The organism is Streptomyces sp. NPDC053427 (genome assembly GCF_044544985.1).
In the GTDB taxonomy this organism is placed as follows: Bacteria; Actinomycetota; Actinomycetes; order Streptomycetales; family Streptomycetaceae; genus Streptomyces.
The window spans coordinates 707,259-725,534 of sequence record NZ_JBITYA010000001.1; the positions used below are offsets into that span (position 1 = coordinate 707,259).

At 73.0% G+C, this 18,276-nt stretch carries 4 protein-coding genes; all 4 read left to right on the forward strand.

Going from position 1 to position 18,276, the window contains the following annotated elements; translation table 11 throughout:
• Positions 1–82: 82 nt before the first annotated feature.
• Positions 83–1,249 (forward strand): cytochrome P450, encoded by a 1,167-nt coding sequence (locus tag ACIGWZ_RS02760; protein WP_400060070.1) that lies wholly within the window; start codon positions 83–85, stop codon positions 1,247–1,249.
• Positions 1,250–1,892: 643 nt separating this feature from the next.
• Entirely contained in the window at positions 1,893–11,369 is a 9,477-nt protein-coding gene (locus ACIGWZ_RS02765) for an SDR family NAD(P)-dependent oxidoreductase (protein WP_400060071.1), read from the forward strand.
• A 3-nt stretch (positions 11,370–11,372) separates the two neighbouring features.
• The gene (locus tag ACIGWZ_RS02770; RefSeq protein WP_400060073.1) at positions 11,373–12,635 is read left to right on the forward strand and encodes a cytochrome P450; all 1,263 of its coding nucleotides are present in this window, start codon (positions 11,373–11,375) and stop codon (positions 12,633–12,635) included.
• Positions 12,636–12,662: 27 nt separating this feature from the next.
• The gene (locus ACIGWZ_RS02775; protein ID WP_400060075.1) at positions 12,663–18,230 is read left to right on the forward strand and encodes an SDR family NAD(P)-dependent oxidoreductase; all 5,568 of its coding nucleotides are present in this window, start codon (positions 12,663–12,665) and stop codon (positions 18,228–18,230) included.
• Positions 18,231–18,276: the final 46 nt, after the last annotated feature.

Here is an 18,276-nt window from a genome sequence, read left to right on the forward strand (position 1 = left end):
CATACGGTCGTCCTTGATTTTCGAAAGAGTCGAGGTGGTGACCATGCACGACCAGAGCCCGCTGCGAGCCGAGACTTGGCCGATGTCTCGGGCCTGCCCGTTCTCCCTGCCGCCGGAATACGCCGGCCTGCGCGAGCACCCCGGCCTGCCCAGGCTGACAGGACCGAGCGGACGCACCGTGTTCGTTGCCGCACGCCATGAAGACGTCCGCGCTGTGCTCGGCGACGCCCGGTTCAGCTCCGACCGCTCGCACCCGGACTTCCCGTGGATGCGCGTCGGCGAGACCGTGTTCCCCGGCTTCAAGCCCTCGCTGATCGAGATGGACCCACCCGAGCACGGCCCCGCTCGTCGTGCGGTCGCCGGCGAGTTCGCCATCCGCCGCATGCGAGAACTGCGCCCCAAGGTCCAGTGCATCGTCGACGGTCTGCTCGACGATGTGCTGGCCGGCGGCAAGCCCGCCGACCTGGTGTCCGCGCTGGCCGTGCCGATGTCCGGTCTGGTGCTGTGTGAGCTGCTCGGCATCCCGACCGGTGACCGGCAGGAGTTCACCACCAACACCACGGTGCTGACGGCCCACGACTCCGATGATGCGGAGCGCGCCGAGTCCTTCCGCTCCCTGACCGCGTATTTCGACGCGCTGTGCGCCACCAAGATGACCGAGCGGCCCGAGGACCTGCTGGGCAGGCTGGCGGGCCACCAGCTCTTCAGCGGTGACGAGAGCCGCTGGGCCATGGTCGAACTGTGCATACTCCTGGTCGTCGCGGGCCTGGAGACCACCGCCACGATGACCGCACTCGGGGTGCTGGCTCTCCTCGAACACCCCGACCAGCTCGCCCTCCTCACCGCCGACCCGGGCCTGACCCCGGCGGCGGTGGAGGAACTGCTGAGGTTCTTCTCCGTCGCCGAGCTGGCCCTGATGCGCCGTGCCACGGCGGACGTCGAGATCGGCGGCACTCTGGTACGGACGGGTGAGGGCGTCGCCGCCCTGGCCGCCGCCGCCAACCGCGACCCCGCGGCCTTCGCCGACCCGGACACGTTCGATGTCACCAGGGACAATCGCAGGCACCTGGCTTTCGGCTGGGGACCGCACCAGTGCCTCGGCAAGAATCTGGCCCGGCTGGAGCTGCGCATCGTCCTCGACACTCTGTTCCGGCGCATCCCCACTCTCCGCCTGGCCACGCCACGCGACGAACTGCGCTACGTCAACGGCTCCGCTTTCTCGGTAGCGGCACTTCCGGTCACTTGGTGATGGAAACAAAAAGCGCCGGCCGTCAGCCATGCGTTTACCGAGTTGCGGGAGAAGCCGTTCTTTTCGTGCCGGTCAAATGTGGGCAGGGGTATGGCCCGCGCCGCGTTTTCCGGACAAAGAGCTTGCGGTGATGGCAATTCATGTGGCGGCCTGCTAGTTCAGGTGCATTTCCATGACGTGGTGTGTAATTTGATTTGAGTTCCGGGTGGGGGTGAATCGTCCTGCTGCCCGGTAATTGAGTGGCGCCATTGGTTGAACTCGTGACCTGCGGTTTTGGCCGTTCTCCGCGGCTGGCCCGGCGATGGTCAAAGGGAATTCTCGCCTGGGGATGGTCGGTGCGACGGAAGGGTCGTCTCGCTTTTTGCGGGTAGCGGAATTTGGTTGGATCTGCTTCGCGTCACGATAGTGGTAGAAATTGTTGACAACGGGCTGAAATTTCTGGCGAAAGACCCGGATTTTAGTCGGTCGGATGTGTTGTGTGGAATGAGTCTGTGTGCTCATCATGGTGATGCACCTCGATTTATCGGCGTTTGGTTAGATGGTCGCGAGTTCGGTGAATAATTTTGCGTCCATGGTAGCCGACAAAGTCCAAACTTCTCTGGGAGGGCACCGGATGCCGGGCGAACCGATTGCGATTGTGGGAATGGCGTGCCGCTATCCGGGCGGAATAGTCGCCCCGGAAGGGCTCTGGCAGGTGGCCAGGGACGGGATCGACGCGATCGGCGAGTTACCGGACGACCGGGGCTGGGACCTGGCGGCCCTCTACGATCCCGACCCGGACCGGCCCGGTACCTCCTACGTCCGGCACGGCGGCTTCCTCTACGACGCCGGCCATTTCGACGCCGAGTTCTTCGGGCTCTCCGCCCGCGAGGCGTTGACCACCGATCCGCAGCAGCGCCTCCTGCTCACGACGGCGTGGGAGGCCCTGGAGAACGCGGCCATCGATCCCAGCTCGCTGCGGGGCAGCCGCACGGCCGTGTTCGCCGGCTCGATGATGCACGACTACGCGCCCCGGGTGCATACCGTCCCGGACGGGCTGGAGGGGTACCTGATCACCGGGAACACCTCCAGCGTGGTGTCCGGCCGAGTGGCCTACGTGCTCGGCCTCACCGGCCCCGCGGTCACGGTGGACACCGGCTGCTCCTCGTCGTTGGTGACCACTCATCTCGCGGTGCAGTCGCTGCGTCTCGGCGAATGTGACCTGGCCCTGTCCGGCGGGGTGACGGTGATGGCGACCCCGGAGATGTTCGTGGAGTTCTCGCGGCTGCGGGGCCTCGCCCCGGACGGCCGGTGCAAGCCGTTCTCCGTGACGGCGGACGGTACGGCCTGGTCCGAGGGCGTCGGAATGCTGGTGCTGGAACGGCTCTCCGACGCCCTGCGCCATGGGCACACCGTGCACGCGCTGGTGCGCGGCACCGCGGTCAACTCGGACGGCGCCTCCAACGGGCTCTCCGCACCCAGCGGGCCGGCTCAGGAACGGGTGCTGCGGGCGGCGCTGGCCGACGCCGGACTGTCCGAGGCGGACGTCGACGCGGTGGAGGCGCACGGCACGGGCACCACGCTCGGCGACCCGATCGAGGCACGCGCGCTGCTGGCGGTGCACGGCCCGCAGCGGGCGCGCTCGCTGCTGGTGGGGTCGGTCAAGTCGAACATCGGGCACACGCAGGCCGCTGCCGGGGTGGCCGGCGTCATGAAGATGGTGCACGCCATGCGCGACGGCGTGCTGCCGCGCATCCTGCACCTGGCCGAGCCCAGCCCGCACGTGGACTGGGAGTCCGGCAGGGTCACCCCGCTCGCGCAGGACACGCCGTGGCCGGAGACCGGACTCCCGCGCCGGGCCGGGGTGTCCTCGTTCGGCATCAGCGGCACCAATTCCCATGTGATCCTGGAACAGGCGCCGGAACCCGCGCCCGCCGCGACACCGCGACCGGCGTCCGCGGTGCCGCTGCTGCTGTCCGCACGGTCGGCGGAGGCGCTGCGGGAGCAGGCCGGCCGGCTGGCCGAGCGGCTCCGCCCGGACCAAGTCGGCCTGCTGGACGCCGGATTCACGCTGGCGACCGGCCGGGCCAGGTTCGAACACCGGGCCGCCGTCCTCGGCCGGGACCGGGACTCGTTGGTGCACGGACTGGACGCGCTCGCCGAGGGCGGTTCGGCACCGGGCACGGTCGTCGGGTCACCCTGCCGGGACACCAGTCCGGTGCTGTTGTTCCCCGGCCAGGGCACGCAGTGGACCGGGATGGCCACGGAACTGCTGGAGTCCAGCCCGGTCTTCGCCGGGCACATGGCGGCCTGTCAGGACGCGATGGCGCTGTACGTGGACTGGAATCTGGGCGACGTGCTCACCGACGCGGACGCGCTGCTCCGGGTGGACGTGGTGCAGCCCGCGCTGTGGGCGGTCATGGTGTCGCTGGCCGAACTCTGGCGGGCACACGGGGTGCGGCCGGCCGCGGTGGTGGGCCACTCCCAGGGCGAGATCGCGGCCGCGACCGTAGCCGGCGCGCTGTCCCTGGACGACGGAGCGCGGATCGTCACGCTGCGCAGCCGGGCATTGCGGGCGCTCTCCGGTACGGGCCGGATGCTGTCGGTGGGGCTGCCGAGAGCGGCGGTCGAAGAGGCGATGGCCCGCTGGGGCGAGGATCTCTCGGTGGCCGCGGTCAACGGGCCGCGCGCGACGGTGGTCTCGGGCGCCGTCCAGGCGGTCGAACAGTTCGCCGCCGCACTGGTCGCCGAGGGCAAACGGGCGAGACTGCTGCCGGTGGACTACGCCTCGCATTCGGCGCAGGTCGAACTGCTGCGTGCGGAGCTGCGCGAACTGCTGGCGCCGGTGACTCCGAGGGCGGCCGAGGTTCCCTTCCACTCGACCGTGACCGGCGGTCCGGTGGACACCACCGGGCTGGACGCCGACTACTGGTACCGCAACCTGCGCGCCACGGTCGAGTTCGAGGCGACGGTGCGCGGGCTGGTCGCCGCCGGGCACACCACGTTCCTGGAGTCGAGCCCGCATCCGGTGCTCGCCGGCGGCGTGCGGCAGATCCTCGGTAACCACCAGGAGGACCACGACGGGGGCGGCGTGGTGCTGGAGACCCTGAAACGGGACGACGGTGGTGCCGACCGCTTCCTGCTGGCGGTGGCCGAGGCAGCCGTGCACGGCGTGGACGTGCACTGGAACGGGCTGTTCGACGACGCCCGGAGTGTGGAGCTGCCGACCTACCCGTTCCGCCGGCAGCGGTACTGGATGCTGCCCACCGCCGCCTCCGGGCCCGTCGCCGGGCATCCGATGCTGGACTCGGTGGTCCAGCTCGCCGGCGGTGGCCTGGTCGCCACCTGTCGGCTCTCTCTCACCCGGCACCCCTGGCTGGCCGAGCACGAGGTGCGCGGCACCGTGCTGCTGCCCGGGGCCGCGTTCGTCGAACTGGCGCTGCACGCGGGTGAGCGGGCAGGGCTGCCGGTGCTGGACGAGTTGGTGCTGGAGAGCCCGCTGGTGCTGCCCGAGCGGGGTGAGACCGAGTTGCAGATCGCAATCGGCGAGACGGATCCGGGCACGCTGGCGATGTATGCCCGGTCCGCGCCGGACGCGCCGTGGACCCGGTGCGCGACGGGGACGCTCCGGGCCGCGGGGCCCGGCGGCGCGACCCTGACGGAGTGGCCGCCGGCCGGTGCCGAGGAGATCGACCTCGACGGCGCGTACGCACAGCTCGACGAGCGGGGTTACGAGTACGGGCCGGCCTTCCAGGGGTTGCGGCGGGCCTGGCGGCTCGGTGCGGAACGCTGGGCCGAGGTCGAACTGCCGGTCGATCCCGGGCGGTTCGGCCTGCACCCGGCCCTGCTCGACGCCGCATTGCACCCGCTGCTGCTGGATGCGGGGGACGCGCCGGTGAGGTTGCCGTTCTCCTGGAGCGGGGTCGCACTCCATGCGGTCGGGGCCACGGCATTGCGGGTGCGGCTGACTCCGCAGGGCAACGACTCGTTCGCCGTGGCGCTCGCCGACGCGGCGGGGGAAGCGGTGGCCACGATCAGCGCGCTCGCGCTCCGGCCCGTGGGGCCTGTGCGGTCGGGGGCGGCGGGCGTGGACCGGGCGCTGCACCGGCTGGACTGGGTGCCGGTTGCGCGGCGGCCCACCCCGGCGATCGTGGACGCGCCGATCGTGGACGTGGCCGGGCCGGAGGAAGCACTGGCGCGGGTCCGCGAGTTTTTGGACACCGACGACGAGAAGGCGACGGACGGGCCCCTGATCGTGCGGACCCGCGGTGCGGTCGCGATCGCCCCGGAGGACGACCAGGACCCCGACGCCGCGGCGGTCTGGGGCTTGGTCCGCACGGCACGCACCGAACATCCCGGCCGGTTCGTGCTGGTCGATCTGGACCGCCCTGGCGACCCCGAGGACGCCGACTCCGCCCTGGAGTTGGCGTTGGGCACCGGTGAGCCGGAGATCGCCGTCCGGGGCGGGCAGGCGTTCGCGCCGCGGCTGGCTCGGGTGACGCGGACGGGGGACCGGCCCGACCTCGCCGGAGGCACGGTGTTGATCACCGGCGGGACCGGCGTACTCGGCCGGGAGTTGGCCCGGCACCTGGTCACCGAGCACGGGGTGCGGCACCTGGTGTTGGCGGGGCGGCGCGGCGCGGCGGCGCTCGAGTCCGGTCTCGAGGACCTGACCGACACCGCCGAGATCACCGTCGTGGCATGCGACGTCGCCGACCGGGCCGCCCTCGCCGAGCTGCTGGCGGCGATCCCCGCGCACCGGCCGCTGACCGCGGTGATCCACGCCGCCGGGGTGCTGGACGACGGCACGGTGCGCTCCCTCACCGCCGAACGGCTCGACGCGGTGCTGCGACCGAAAGTCGAGGGTGCGCGCAACCTGCACGAACTGACCGAACACCTCGACCTGGCCGCGTTCGTGCTGTTCTCCTCCGTAGCCGGTGTCCTCGGCACGCCGGGGCAGGCGAATTACGCGGCCGCCAACGCGTGGCTGGACGGTCTGGCGCAGCACCGCCGCTCACGGGGACTGCCCGCTTCGTCGATGGCGTGGGGACTTTGGGCGCAGGACACCGGCATGACCGGGCGGCTGGGCGACACCGACCGGGCCCGGCTGCGGCGAACCGGGCTCGTGCCGATGTCCCGCGAACACGGGCTCGCACTGTTCGACGCGGCACTGGGCACCGACCTGGCGTGCACCGTGCCCGCCCGTTTCGACCTGGCCAACGTGCGTGCGGTGGGCCCGGAGCGGGCTCCGGTGTGGGCCGGGCTGCTCGGCGTCCGGCGGAGCGCGGCCCGGCCGGCCGCCGTGGCCGCGGCGCCCGTGTTCGTCTCCGGTGGCGAGCGGTCGGTGCTCGATCTCGTGCTGGCCACGGTGGGCTCCGTGCTCGGCGTGGAGCGCCGGGTGGACCCGGCGCGGGCGTTCCGCGACATCGGCTTCGACTCGCTGTCCGGGGTGGAGCTGCGTAACCGGCTCACCGCCGCGACCGGGGTGCGGCTCCCCGCGACCGCGGTGTTCGACCACCCCACCCCCACAGCCCTGGCCGGGTACCTGTCCGGGCAGCTCCCCGGCGCGGTACCCGGCGGCCGGATACCGGTCGCCGGGCCCGGCCCGCAGGACATGGACGACCCGGTGGTGCTGGTCGGCGCGAGCTGCCGCTTTCCCGGCGGGGTGTCCACCATGGACGAGCTGTGGGAGCTGCTGGCCGCCGGGCGGGACGCGATCACCGAGTTCCCGGCAGATCGCGGCTGGAACCTGGGCGAGGTCTACCACCCGGAGCCGGGCCGTGGCGGGCGCAGCTACGTGCGGCACGGCGGCTTCCTGGACGGGATCGCCGAGTTCGACAACGGCTTCTTCGGCGTCGCCCCGGCCGAGGCGGTCTCGATGGACCCGCAGCAGCGCATCCTGCTGGAACTGGCCTGGCACGCGCTGGAGGACGCCGGGATCGACCCGACCGCGTTGCGGGGCACCCGCACCGGTGTCTACCTCGGGCTGATGGGCAACGACTACGCGCGCCGCGCGCACCGGACGCCCGAGGACCTCACCGGCGACGTTTCGATCGGCAACGCGGGCAGCGTCGCGTCGGGGCGGCTGGCCTACACGTTCGGCTTCCACGGCCCGGCGATCACGGTGGACACGGCGTGTTCCTCCGCGCTGGTGGCGATGCACCAGGCCGCGCAGGCGCTGCGGGCCGGTGAGTGCACGGTCGCGCTGGCGGGTGGCATCACGGTGCTCACCACGCCGACGCTGTTCGTGGAGTTCTCCCAGGTGGGGGTGCTCGCCCCGGACGGCCGGTGCAAACCGTTCGACGCGGCCGCGGAGGGCACCGCGTGGAGCGAGGGCGCCGGCCTGCTGGTGATGGAGCGGCTTTCCACCGCGCGCGAACGGGGCCACCGGGTGCTCGCCGTGCTGCGCGGCTCGGCACTCAACTCCGACGGCGCGTCCAACGGGCTGACCGCGCCGAACGGATCGGCCCAGCAGCGGGTGATCCGGGACGCGTTGGCCGGCGCGGGCCTGGCGCCCGGCGAGGTGGACGCGGTGGAGGCGCACGGCACCGGCACCCCACTCGGCGACCCGATCGAGGCCACCGCGCTGCTGGCGACCTACGGGCAGGACCGGGCACGGCCCGTGCTGGTCGGGTCCGCGAAGTCCAACCTCGGGCACACCCAGGCCGCGGCGGGCGTGGCGGGTGTGCTCAAGATGGCGCTGGCCATGCGGCACGGCCGGTTGCCCTCGACCCTGCACCTGAATGTCCCGAGCCCGCACGTGAACTGGGACGACGGCGCGGTGCGGTTGCTGGACGAGCCGATGGACTGGCCGCGCGCGGGCCGTCCGCGCCGGGCGGCGGTGTCCTCGTTCAGCCTCAGCGGCACCAACGCGCACGTGATCCTGGAGGAACCCGAGCCCCGGCCCGAACCGGAGCCGGCGACCGCCGCGGCTCCGCCGCTGATCCCGTGGGTGCTCTCCGCGGCCACCCCGGAGGCGCTGCCCGCGCAGGCCGAGGCCCTGCTCCGCCGACTGACCGACGAGGACAAGAACGGCTCGCCGTCCGCGCTGGACGTGGCGTACTCGCTGGCCACCACGCGGGCCCGGCTGCCTGCCCGCACGGTCGTGCTCGGCACGAACACCGGCGAGCTGACCGCCGCGCTGCGAGCCGGGACCGGCAGTACCGGAGTGGCGGCCGACGGCGCGACCGCGTTCCTGTTCCCCGGCCAGGGCGTGCAGTACGCGGACATGGCCACGTCGCTCCGCGACCGGGTACCGGTGTTCGCGGCGGCCCTCCAGGAGATCGCCGCCGAGCTGGACCCGCTGCTGGACCGGCCGCTCGCCGAGATCCTCCGGGACGGACCCGGTGAACGCACCGACCATGCGCAGGCCGCGGTGTTCGCGGTTCAGGTGGCGGTGTTCCGGCTGCTCACCACGATGGGGGTGCGGCCGGACGCGGTGGCCGGGCACTCGGTCGGCGAACTCGCCGCAGCGCACGCCGCGGGCGTGTTCTCGCTGGCCGACGCCTGCACACTGGTGGCCGCGCGCGGGCGGCTGATGCGCGAACTCGGTGGCGAGGGCGCGATGGTGGCGGTCCAGGTACCGGAAGCCGATGTGCCGGAACTGCTCCGCGGCCGCGAGGACCGGGTGGCGCTGGCCGCGGTGAACGGGCCCGCCTCGGTGGTGCTCGCCGGGGACGCGGACGCGGTGCGGGAGATCTCGCAGCGGGTGGCCCACGTGCACCCCCTGGCGGTGCGGCACGCGTTCCACTCCCACCACATGGACCCGGTTCTGGACCCCTTCCGGGAGGTGCTGGCCGGACTGGACTTCCGGACACCGGTGATTCCGGTCGTGTCCTCGGTGACGGGCGCACATGTCACCGATGAGCTCTGTGATCCGGAGTACTGGGTCCGGCATGCGCGGGAACCGGTGCGCTTCCACGACTGCCTGCGCACTCTGGACGCGGCGGGCACCAGCACCTACCTGGAGCTGGGACCGGGCGCGACGCTCAGCGCGCTCGGCCAGGAGGCGCTGGGCGGGGACGGTTTCCTGCCGGTGCTACGGCAGGACGCCGACGAGGTGCACGGCCTGCTGACGGCGTTGGCGACCGCGCACACCCGGGGGGTCGACGTGGACTGGGCGGCCTGGTGCGCGGGCGGGCGGGCGGTGCCACTGCCCGGCTACGCGTTCACCCGGCAGCGGTTCTGGCTGCCCGACGACGACGGGGCCCCCGCCGACCCTCTGCTGCACGGTGTCGAGTGGCCGCTGCTGCCCGTCCCCGGCCCGGTCGCCGACGCGCCGGGGCCGTGGCTGGTGGTGGCCCCGCCGGGCGCGGACTGGGACCGGCTCACCGAGGACGTGGCGGGCGTGCTGGGCGAAGGGACCCGCACCGTGCGCGGCGACGCCGTGGACGGCGAGCACTGGGACCGGCTGCTGCCCGACCTGCCGGGCGGCGGCATCGTGTCCCTCCTGGCGATGGCCGAGGGCTCGGACACGCCGCGGGTGCCGACCGGCCTGGCCGCCACCCTGGCGCTGCTGCGGGCGCTGCTGTCCAGAGGCGCGGATACGCCCCTGTGGTCGATCACCAGCGGCGCCGTGCGGGCCGACACGGCGGACACCGTGCCGAATCCGGAGCAGGCCGCCGTGTGCGGGTTGGTCCGGGTCGCGGGCATGGAAGCGCCCCGGCTGCACGGCGGCCTGGTGGACCTGCCGCTGCGACCGACCGTGGGGGACCTGGCCGCACTGCCCGCCGCGCTGGCCGCCAGAGACGAGATCGCGATCCGGGACGGGCTGCTGTACGCCAGGCGACTGGTCCCGGTGCCCCGCACCGAACCCGCCACGACGGAGCCCATCGGCACCGTGCTGATCACCGGGGGGCTGGGCGGCATCGGCGCGCACGTCGCCCGCCGGCTGGCGGCCCGGGGCGCGGACCGCCTGCTGCTGGTCGGCCGCCGGGGCGTGGACACCCCTGGCGCGACGGAACTGCGCGCCGAACTCACCGCGCTGGGTACCGAGGTCGAAATCGCCGGCTGCGACGTGGCGGACCGCGAGGCGCTGGCCGGGCTGCTCGCCGGGCGGTCGCTCACCGGTGTGGTGCACGCCGCCGGGGTACTTGACGACGGGGTGCTGGAGGCGCTGTCCGAGGCCCGGCTGGCGCGTGTGTTCGCGGCGAAGGCGGATGGCGCGCGGTTGCTGCACGAGCTGACCGCCGGCCATCCGCTGCGCTTCTTCGTGCTGTGCTCCTCGCTGGCCGGCACCGCAGGCTCGCCGGGGCAGGGCAACTACGCCGCGGCCAACGCCGTCGTGGAAGCGCTGGCAGCCCATCGACAGGCCGGCGGCCTGCCCGCGACGAGCCTGGCCTGGGGCCCCTGGCTGGACACCGGGATGACCACGTCCTGGCCTGTCGGCCCGCAGTCGGACAGCGGCGCCACGCCGATGCCCGCCGACCGGGCGCTGGACGCGCTGGAGCGGGCACTGTCCGGCGGTGCGGCGCAGTATGTGGTCGGTGCCGTGGACTGGCCGCGGTTCGCCGCCGCACGGCCAGGACGCCTGTGCTCCCAACTGCCAGGTGTGGGCGCGGACACCGGGCCCGAACCCGCGAGCGCGTTGCGGGAACGGCTGGCGGCCACCGCGCCGCAGCGGCGGTCGTCGGTGCTGCTGGAGCTGGTCACCGCCCGGGTCGCCGTCGTTTCGGGCCGGCCGGCCGGAGACCTGGACGCGCACCGGCCGTTCCAGGAGCTGGGCCTGGACTCGCTGGCCGGGGTCCGGCTGCGCAACCTGCTCGGCGCGGACACCGGAGTGCCGCTGGCGGCCTCCGCGGTCTACGACCATCCCACCGCCGCCGCGCTGGCCCGGTACCTCGGCGATGCGCTCGGTGTCGACGAGGGCGACCCGGCCGAGCGGGTCGTGCTGGACCGCCTGAGGGAGCTGGAGGCGGCCCTGCTCCGGCGGCGTCCGTCCGTGCCCGTCCCCGAGGTGATCACTACGACACTGCGGCGACTGCTGCACAGCCAGGAAGACGGCACCGCCGATGAGCGGGCCGCGGTGCCCGACCTGAGCGGCGCCACGGACGACGAGATGTTCACGCTGATCGACGGAGTACTCGACGACGAGAAACCGGACACCGGTCGCACTGCCGGCCGTGCCACGGAGAGGAGCTAGCCCATGTCAGTGCCGAGCCGCCCACCGGCCACCGTGCTTGACAACCCGCTGCACGCCCTGCTCGACCGGGAGGTGCTCGCGAACCCCTACCCGTTGTTCGAGCGGTGGCGAGAGCAAGGTCCGATGTGGACGTCGGACGGTTCCCTGCTGCTGAGCGACCACGACAGCTGTCTGGCGGTGCTCAAGAGCCACACGACCATGGGCAGTGACACGTTCAACGCGCCGGGGATGCGGGAACTCTTCGGCGACCGCGGCGACGAGCCGGTGCTCAACTCGATCTTCTTCATGGACGATCCCGGACACGGGCGGCAGCGGAACCTGGTCAGCAAGGCGTTCACGCCACGGATCACCGCGCGCTTCGAGCCGTGGATCCGCGAGATCGTGGACGAACTGCTCCGCGACTGCCTGGCCGACGGCGAGTTCGACGGCGTGCAGGACCTGGCCTCGGTGCTCTCGCTGCGGGTCATCGCGACTCTCCTGGGCATCCCGCGCGAGGACATCCCGATGCTGCGGGAGTGGTCCAGCGACATGGCGCTGTCCACGGAGCTGCCCACGTTGGTGGCCAGCTTCCACTCCGCCGCGATGTTCGACCGCGAGGAACTCGTCCGCATCATCCGCACCACCACCGAACTGCACGGCTACTTCGCGAACCTCATCCACAAGCGCCGCCGCAACCCCGGCGAGGACCTCATCTCCAGCCTGCTCTCCACGCAGGAGGACGGGCGCGGGCTGAGCCGACGTGAGGTGACGAACGTCGTGGTGACCGTGTTCACCGCGGCCCACGAGTCCACCACGAACCTGATCACCAACGGCCTGCTCGCGATGTCGCGCCACCCGGAGCAGTTCCAACTGCTCCGGCAGGACCCGGCGCTCGTCGGCGACGTGGTCAGCGAGGCGCTGCGCTACGACTGCCCGATCATGCTGACCGGCCGTGTCGCGCTGCGGTCCGACCGGATCAACGGCCTCGACATCCCCGAGGGCTCGGTGGTCACCCTGGTCCTCGCGTCCGGCAACCGGGACGAGCGGGTGCACCCGAGGGCGGGTCAGTTCATCGCGGACCGGAAGCCGGCCGTGATGAACCTCGCCTTCGGCGCCGGCGCGCACTTCTGCCTCGGCAGCAGCCTGGCCCGGCTGGAGGCGGAGATCGTGTTCGGTGAGCTGGCTCGCCGGCTGCGCGGCTTCCACGTGCACGAGGACTCACTGAGCTATCGCAGGCACGTGGTCGTCCGCGGCCTCGACACCGAACGGATCACCTTCCAAATCTGACCGGCCATCCCTCGCAGGGAGTCATTCATGCCCGATGAAGTCAGCACGCTCCGGCACTATTTGAAAAGGGTTACCACCGATCTGTTACGCACCCGGGAGGAGTTGCGTGACGCGACCGAGCAGTCCGCCGAGCCGATCGCGGTGATCGGCATGTCGTGCCGGCTGCCCGGCGACGTGGCCTCGCCTGCCCAGCTGTGGGACCTGGTGGCCGCGGGCACGGACGCCATATCGGCTTTCCCCGGGGACCGGCACTGGCCGATCGAGGAGCTCTACGACGCCGATCCGGAGTCCCAGCAGGCGCGGCGGTCCTACGTGCGCGAGGGCGGCTTCCTCAGCGGGGCGGGCGATTTCGACCCCGCGTTCTTCGGGATCTCCCCGCGCGAGGCGCTGGTGATGGACCCGCAGCAGCGGTTGGTGCTGGAGCTGGCCTGGGAGGCATTGGAGTCCGCGGGCATCCTGCCGGACTCGCTGGTGGGCGAGCGGGCCGGGGTTTTCGTCGGCGCGTCCAGCAACGACTACGAGATGCTCTGGCAAGGCACCGACCAGTTCTCCCAGTACGGCATCACCGGCAACACCATGAGCGTGATCTCGGGCCGGATCAGCTACGCCTTGGGCTTCCACGGCCCGGCCCTCACCGTGGACACCGCCTGCTCGTCCTCCCTGGTCGCCACCCACCTCGCGATACGGGCCCTGCGCGCCGGCGAGTGCCCGATCGCGCTGGCGGGCGGTGTGACGGTGCTGAGCACTCCGGAGACGTTCGTCGAGTTCTGCGGCCAGGGCGTCACCTCCCGGGACGCTCGGATCAAGGCGTTCGCGGCCGGGGCGAACGGCTCGATCTGGGCCGAAGGGGCGGGTCTCCTGGTACTGGAGCGGCTGTCCGACGCGCGGCGGCACGGCCATCAGGTGCTCGCGGTGCTGCGCGGCTCGGCGGTCAACTCCGACGGCACCAGCAACGGGCTCTCCGCACCCAACGGCACCGCCCAGCAGGAGGTGATCCGTACCGCGCTCGCCGACGCCGGACTGTCCACCCAGGACGTCGACGTGGTCGAGGCGCACGGCACCGGCACCCCGCTCGGCGACCCGGTGGAGGGCACCGCGCTGGTAGCGACCTATGGCCAAAACCGGCCGCCCGGCCAACCGCTGCTGCTGGGCTCGCTGAAGTCCAACATCGGCCATACGCAGGCCGCGGCCGGCGTGGCCGGCATCATCAAGATGATCATGGCGATGCGGCACGGTCTCGCGCCGCAGACGCTGCACGTGGACAGCCCCACCCCGAAGGTGGACTGGGGAGTGGACGGGGTCAGCGTGCTCGCCGATGCGATGCCCTGGCCGGAGACCGGTCGAGCGCGCCGCGCCGCCGTCTCCTCCTTCGGGATCAGCGGCACCAACGCCCATGTCGTGCTGGAACAGCACGTCGAGCCGGAGGCGCCGGAGCCCGACGTGCCGTCCGCCGGTCTGGTGTGGACGGTGTCGGGCCGGACCGAGGACGCGCTGCGGGCCCAGGCGACCCGGCTGCTGGCCTTCGCCGAGTCCGACGACGCTCCCTCCGCCGAGGGGCTGGCGCACGCATTGGCCACCCGCCGCACCCACTTCCGCCACCGGCTGGCAGTGCCCGGCCGGGACCGGGCCGAACTCACCTCCGCGCTGCGCGGCCACCTCGACACCGGCCTGGTCCCCGATGTGGCGGTGGGCGCTGCGGCCGGCGGCGGGATGTGCATGCTGTTCACCGGCCAGGGCGCCCAGCGGCCCGGCATGGGGCGGCAGCTCGCCGCCTCCTTTCCGGCGTTCGCCGAGGCGTTCGACGAGGTGTGCGAGCTGTTCGACCGGGAGCTGCCGACTCCGCTGCGGACCGTGCTGGAGGGCGAACCGGACCTGCTCGACCGCACCGACTACGCCCAGGCCGCCCTGTTCGCGGTGGAGGTCGCGCTGTTCCGGCTGATGCACTCCTGGGGTGTGCGCCCGGACCTGCTGCTGGGACATTCGATCGGGGAGATCAGCGCGGCACACGTGGCCGGGGTGTGGTCGCTGCCGGACGCGGTCCGGCTGGTGGCCGCCAGAGGCCGCCTGATGGCCGCGCTGCCCGAGGGCGGCGCGATGCTGTCCGTGCAGGGCACCGAGCAGGACGTGGCCCCCTGGCTGGCGGGGCGCGCGCAGCGGGTGTCCGTCGCGGCGGTGAACGCCTCGGACACGGTGGTCGTCTCCGGTGCGGACGAAGACATCACGGAACTGGAGGCCGACTGGGCGGGCCGGGGACGGCGGACCCGGCGGCTGCGGGTCAGCCACGCGTTCCACTCGCCGCTGATGGAGCCGATGCTGGCCGAATTCGGCGCGGTTCTGGCCGGGTTGACGGCGCACGAACCGGAAATCCCGGTGATCTCCAACCTCACCGGCGAGATGGCCACGGCGGAGCAGTTGCGCTCGCCGGAGTACTGGACCGCGCACGTCCGGCAGGCGGTGCGGTTCCACGACGGGCTGCGCACCGCACGCGAGGCCGGTGCACGCGTCCTGCTCGAACTGGGACCGGGCGCGGTGCTTTCCGCGCTGGCCGGGCGGGATGCCGGGCCGGACGAGGCGAGGGTGCCCACCCTGCGCGGGGCCGATCGTGACGAGACCAAGGACGTGCTGCTCGCCCTCGGCGCGCTGCACACGCAAGGCGTGGAGGTGGACTGGCCCGCCGTGCTGCCCGCCGCGCCCGCCAGGACGGCGGACCTGCCCGCCTACGCGTTCCAGCACGAGAGGTACTGGCTGGTGCCGGACGGGAACGGGCTGAACCTGCGTTCCAGCGGGCTGCTCCCGGTGGGCCACCCGCTGCTCGGCGCCATGCTGTCCGCGGCCGACGGCGACCGCGTACTGCTCACCGGCAGGCTGTCCTTGCAGTCGCACTCCTGGCTGGGGGGCCACCGGGTGCGCGGCATCCCCCTGCTGGCCGGCACCGGCTTCGTGGAACTGGCGCTGGCCGCGGGCGAGCACGTCGGCTGCGACCTGCTCGAACAGCTGACCGTCGAGGCACCGCTGGTCCTGCCGGAGCACGGCGGGGTATCGGTGCAGGTGGTGGTGGGCGACACCGAGGAGACCGGCCGCCGCCCGGTGCGGGTGTACTCCCGGCCGGAGGGCGTGGGCCAGGCCGAGCCGGGCCCATGGCGGTCACACGCCTTCGGCTACCTGGGTATCCGCACCGCGACGCCGGACACGACCCTCGCGCACTGGCCGCCGCGGGATGCCCGGGAGATCCCGGTCGCGGACGTCTATGACGAGGTGGTGGAGGGCAGGCACTTCCGCTACGAGGGCGCGTTCCGCGGTCTGCGGACCCTGTGGCAACGCGACCACCCCGACGGGAGCTCGGAGATGTTCGCCGAGGTCGCCCTGCCCGCCGAAGCGGCGGGGGACGCGAAGCGCTACAGCCTGCATCCGGCGCTGCTGGACGCGGCACTGCACGCGGTCGGTCTCGGCCCGCAGCTGGACGGGATCGACGAGGGCAGCGGCTCGATGCCGTTCTCGTGGTCGGGGCTGTCGCTGTTCCGGGCCGGAGCCTCGATGGTGCGGGTGCACGCCACCGGCGGGAACGGTGACGTGGCGATCACGCTGGCGGACGAGACCGGTGCCACCGTGGCCACGGCGGACTCCCTGGTGTTCCGGCCGCTGCCCGCCGATGAGTCCTACCTGCGGGGACCGGCCGAGGACGGCGCGGAACTGCTTGCACAGGACTGGGTGCCCGTGCGCCGGCCCTCCGCAGTGGACGATTCCGGTGGGTGGCACGACCCCGGGATCGGTCGGCTCGACCTCGCGGCGCTGGCGGACGCGGAGGACCCGGTGCCGCCGGTGGTGGTGCTACGCCCGTCCTGTCCCGCCGGGGACGACGTCACCGGACGGGTCCGCGCCGCGCTCACCGAGCTGACCGGGCACCTGCGAGTGTGGCTCACCGACCCGCGGTTCGCCGGTTCGCTGCTGGTGGTCTGCACCGAGCGCGCGCTCGGCGTGCGTGCGGGCGACGAACCCGACCTGGCACTCTCCGCGGCCCACGGGCTGGCTCGCTCGGCACAGAACGAGTACCCGGGTCGCCTCCTGCTGGTCGACGTCGACGAGCCGACCGACACCGCGTTGCGCGACGCGGTCGCCGTCGCGTCCGCGGCCCGTGAGCCCCAGGTGGCGCTGCGCGCGGGCGAGCTGCTGGTGCCCCGGCTGCACCGCGACGACGGCCCGGCGGAGAGCGACGGCGGCTCGGCCGCCCGCACGCCCGATCCCGACGGCACCGTGCTGATCACCGGTGGACTCGGGTCGCTGGGCCGCACGCTGGCCCGGCATCTGGCAAGCCGGGGCGCCCGCAGGCTGCTGCTCCTCTCGCGCCGTGGCGCGGAGAGCCCCGGCGCCGCGGAACTGGTCGCCGAACTCGGCGAGCTCGGCGCGCACGCCGAGCTGGCGCGCGGCGACGTCGCCCGGCGGGACGACGTGGCCCGGGTGCTGGCCGAGGTGCCCGCGGCCCACCCGCTCACCGCCGTGGTCCATGCGGCCGGTGTGCTGGACGACGGCTTGGTGGAGTCGCTGACCGAGGGGCAAGTGGAGAACGTGCTGGCGCCGAAGGTCGACGGAGCCTGGCACCTGCATGAGTTGACCCGGGAGCTCGATCTCGTCGGGTTCACGTGCTTCTCCTCCGCCGCCGGCGTGTTCGGCACCGCGGGCCAGGGGGCCTACGCCGCGGCGAACGCCTTCCTGGACGCGCTCATGAACCAGCGGGCCGCCGCCGGGCTCCCGGCCCGCTCGCTGGGCTGGGGCCTGTGGGCGCCGGACAGCGGAACCAGCACGACCGACGGGATGGGCGGCGGGCTGGCCGCCGCGGACCGGGCCCGCATGGACCGCACCGGGATCCGCGCGCTGACCGTCGCGCAGGGCCTGGCCCTCTGGGACACCGCGACCGGCTCGGACAGGGTCCACCTGGTGCCCATCGGGCTGGATCTGGTCACCGTGGCCGGTCTGGGAGAGGAGGGCATTCCGCCGTTGCTGCGCGATCTGGTCCGCCCGGCCCGCCGCCGGCGCTCCGCGCGGTCCGCCGCGCCCGCCGAGTCCCCGGCGGACCTGGCCCGCAGGCTGGGCGGGCTGAGCCCCACCGAACGGGACCGGCAGCTCCTCAACCTGGTGCTCGGGCAGATCGCGGCCGTGCTCGGCTACCCGTCCGCGGACGAGGTGCCCGCTGACGGTCCGTTCGGAGACCTCGGATTCGACTCGCTGAGTTCGGTCGAGCTGCGCAACCGGCTCAACACCGCCACGGGTCTGAACCTGCCCGCCGCATTGGTGTTCGACCACCCCACTCCGGCCATCCTCGCGGCGCACCTCGGTACGGAGGTCGCGCCGGATGCCGCCGGCGCGGAGGAACCGGCGGACGGCCCTGCCGAGCACGGCCCGGATCAGCTCTCCGGACTCGCGCAGGCGGTCGAGGAGGCGCTGGCCGGCGAGCACGCGCAGCGCGACGCGCTGCGCGGACAACTGCGGGCGGCGCTGCGCGCGCTGGACGGCGAGCCGGGGCTCGGGGTGGACGAGCTGAGCTCGGCCTCCGTGGACCAGCTCTACGCCTTCGTGGACCGGGAGCTCGGCAATGCGTGAACCAGCAGCCGGGGCCGCCCGGCCGACCGGAGAGGAATCGAAAGCT

Excerpts from the sequence above, each read along its gene's own strand:
- ACIGWZ_RS02760 (WP_400060070.1), top strand. The coding sequence starts at position 83 with ATGTCTCGGGCCTGCCCGTTCTCCCTGCCGCCGGAATACGCCGGCCTG.
- ACIGWZ_RS02765 (WP_400060071.1), top strand. The coding sequence starts at position 1,893 with ATGGCGTGCCGCTATCCGGGCGGAATAGTCGCCCCGGAAGGGCTCTGG.
- ACIGWZ_RS02770 (WP_400060073.1), top strand. The coding sequence starts at position 11,373 with ATGTCAGTGCCGAGCCGCCCACCGGCCACCGTGCTTGACAACCCGCTG.
- ACIGWZ_RS02775 (WP_400060075.1), top strand. The coding sequence starts at position 12,663 with ATGCCCGATGAAGTCAGCACGCTCCGGCACTATTTGAAAAGGGTTACC.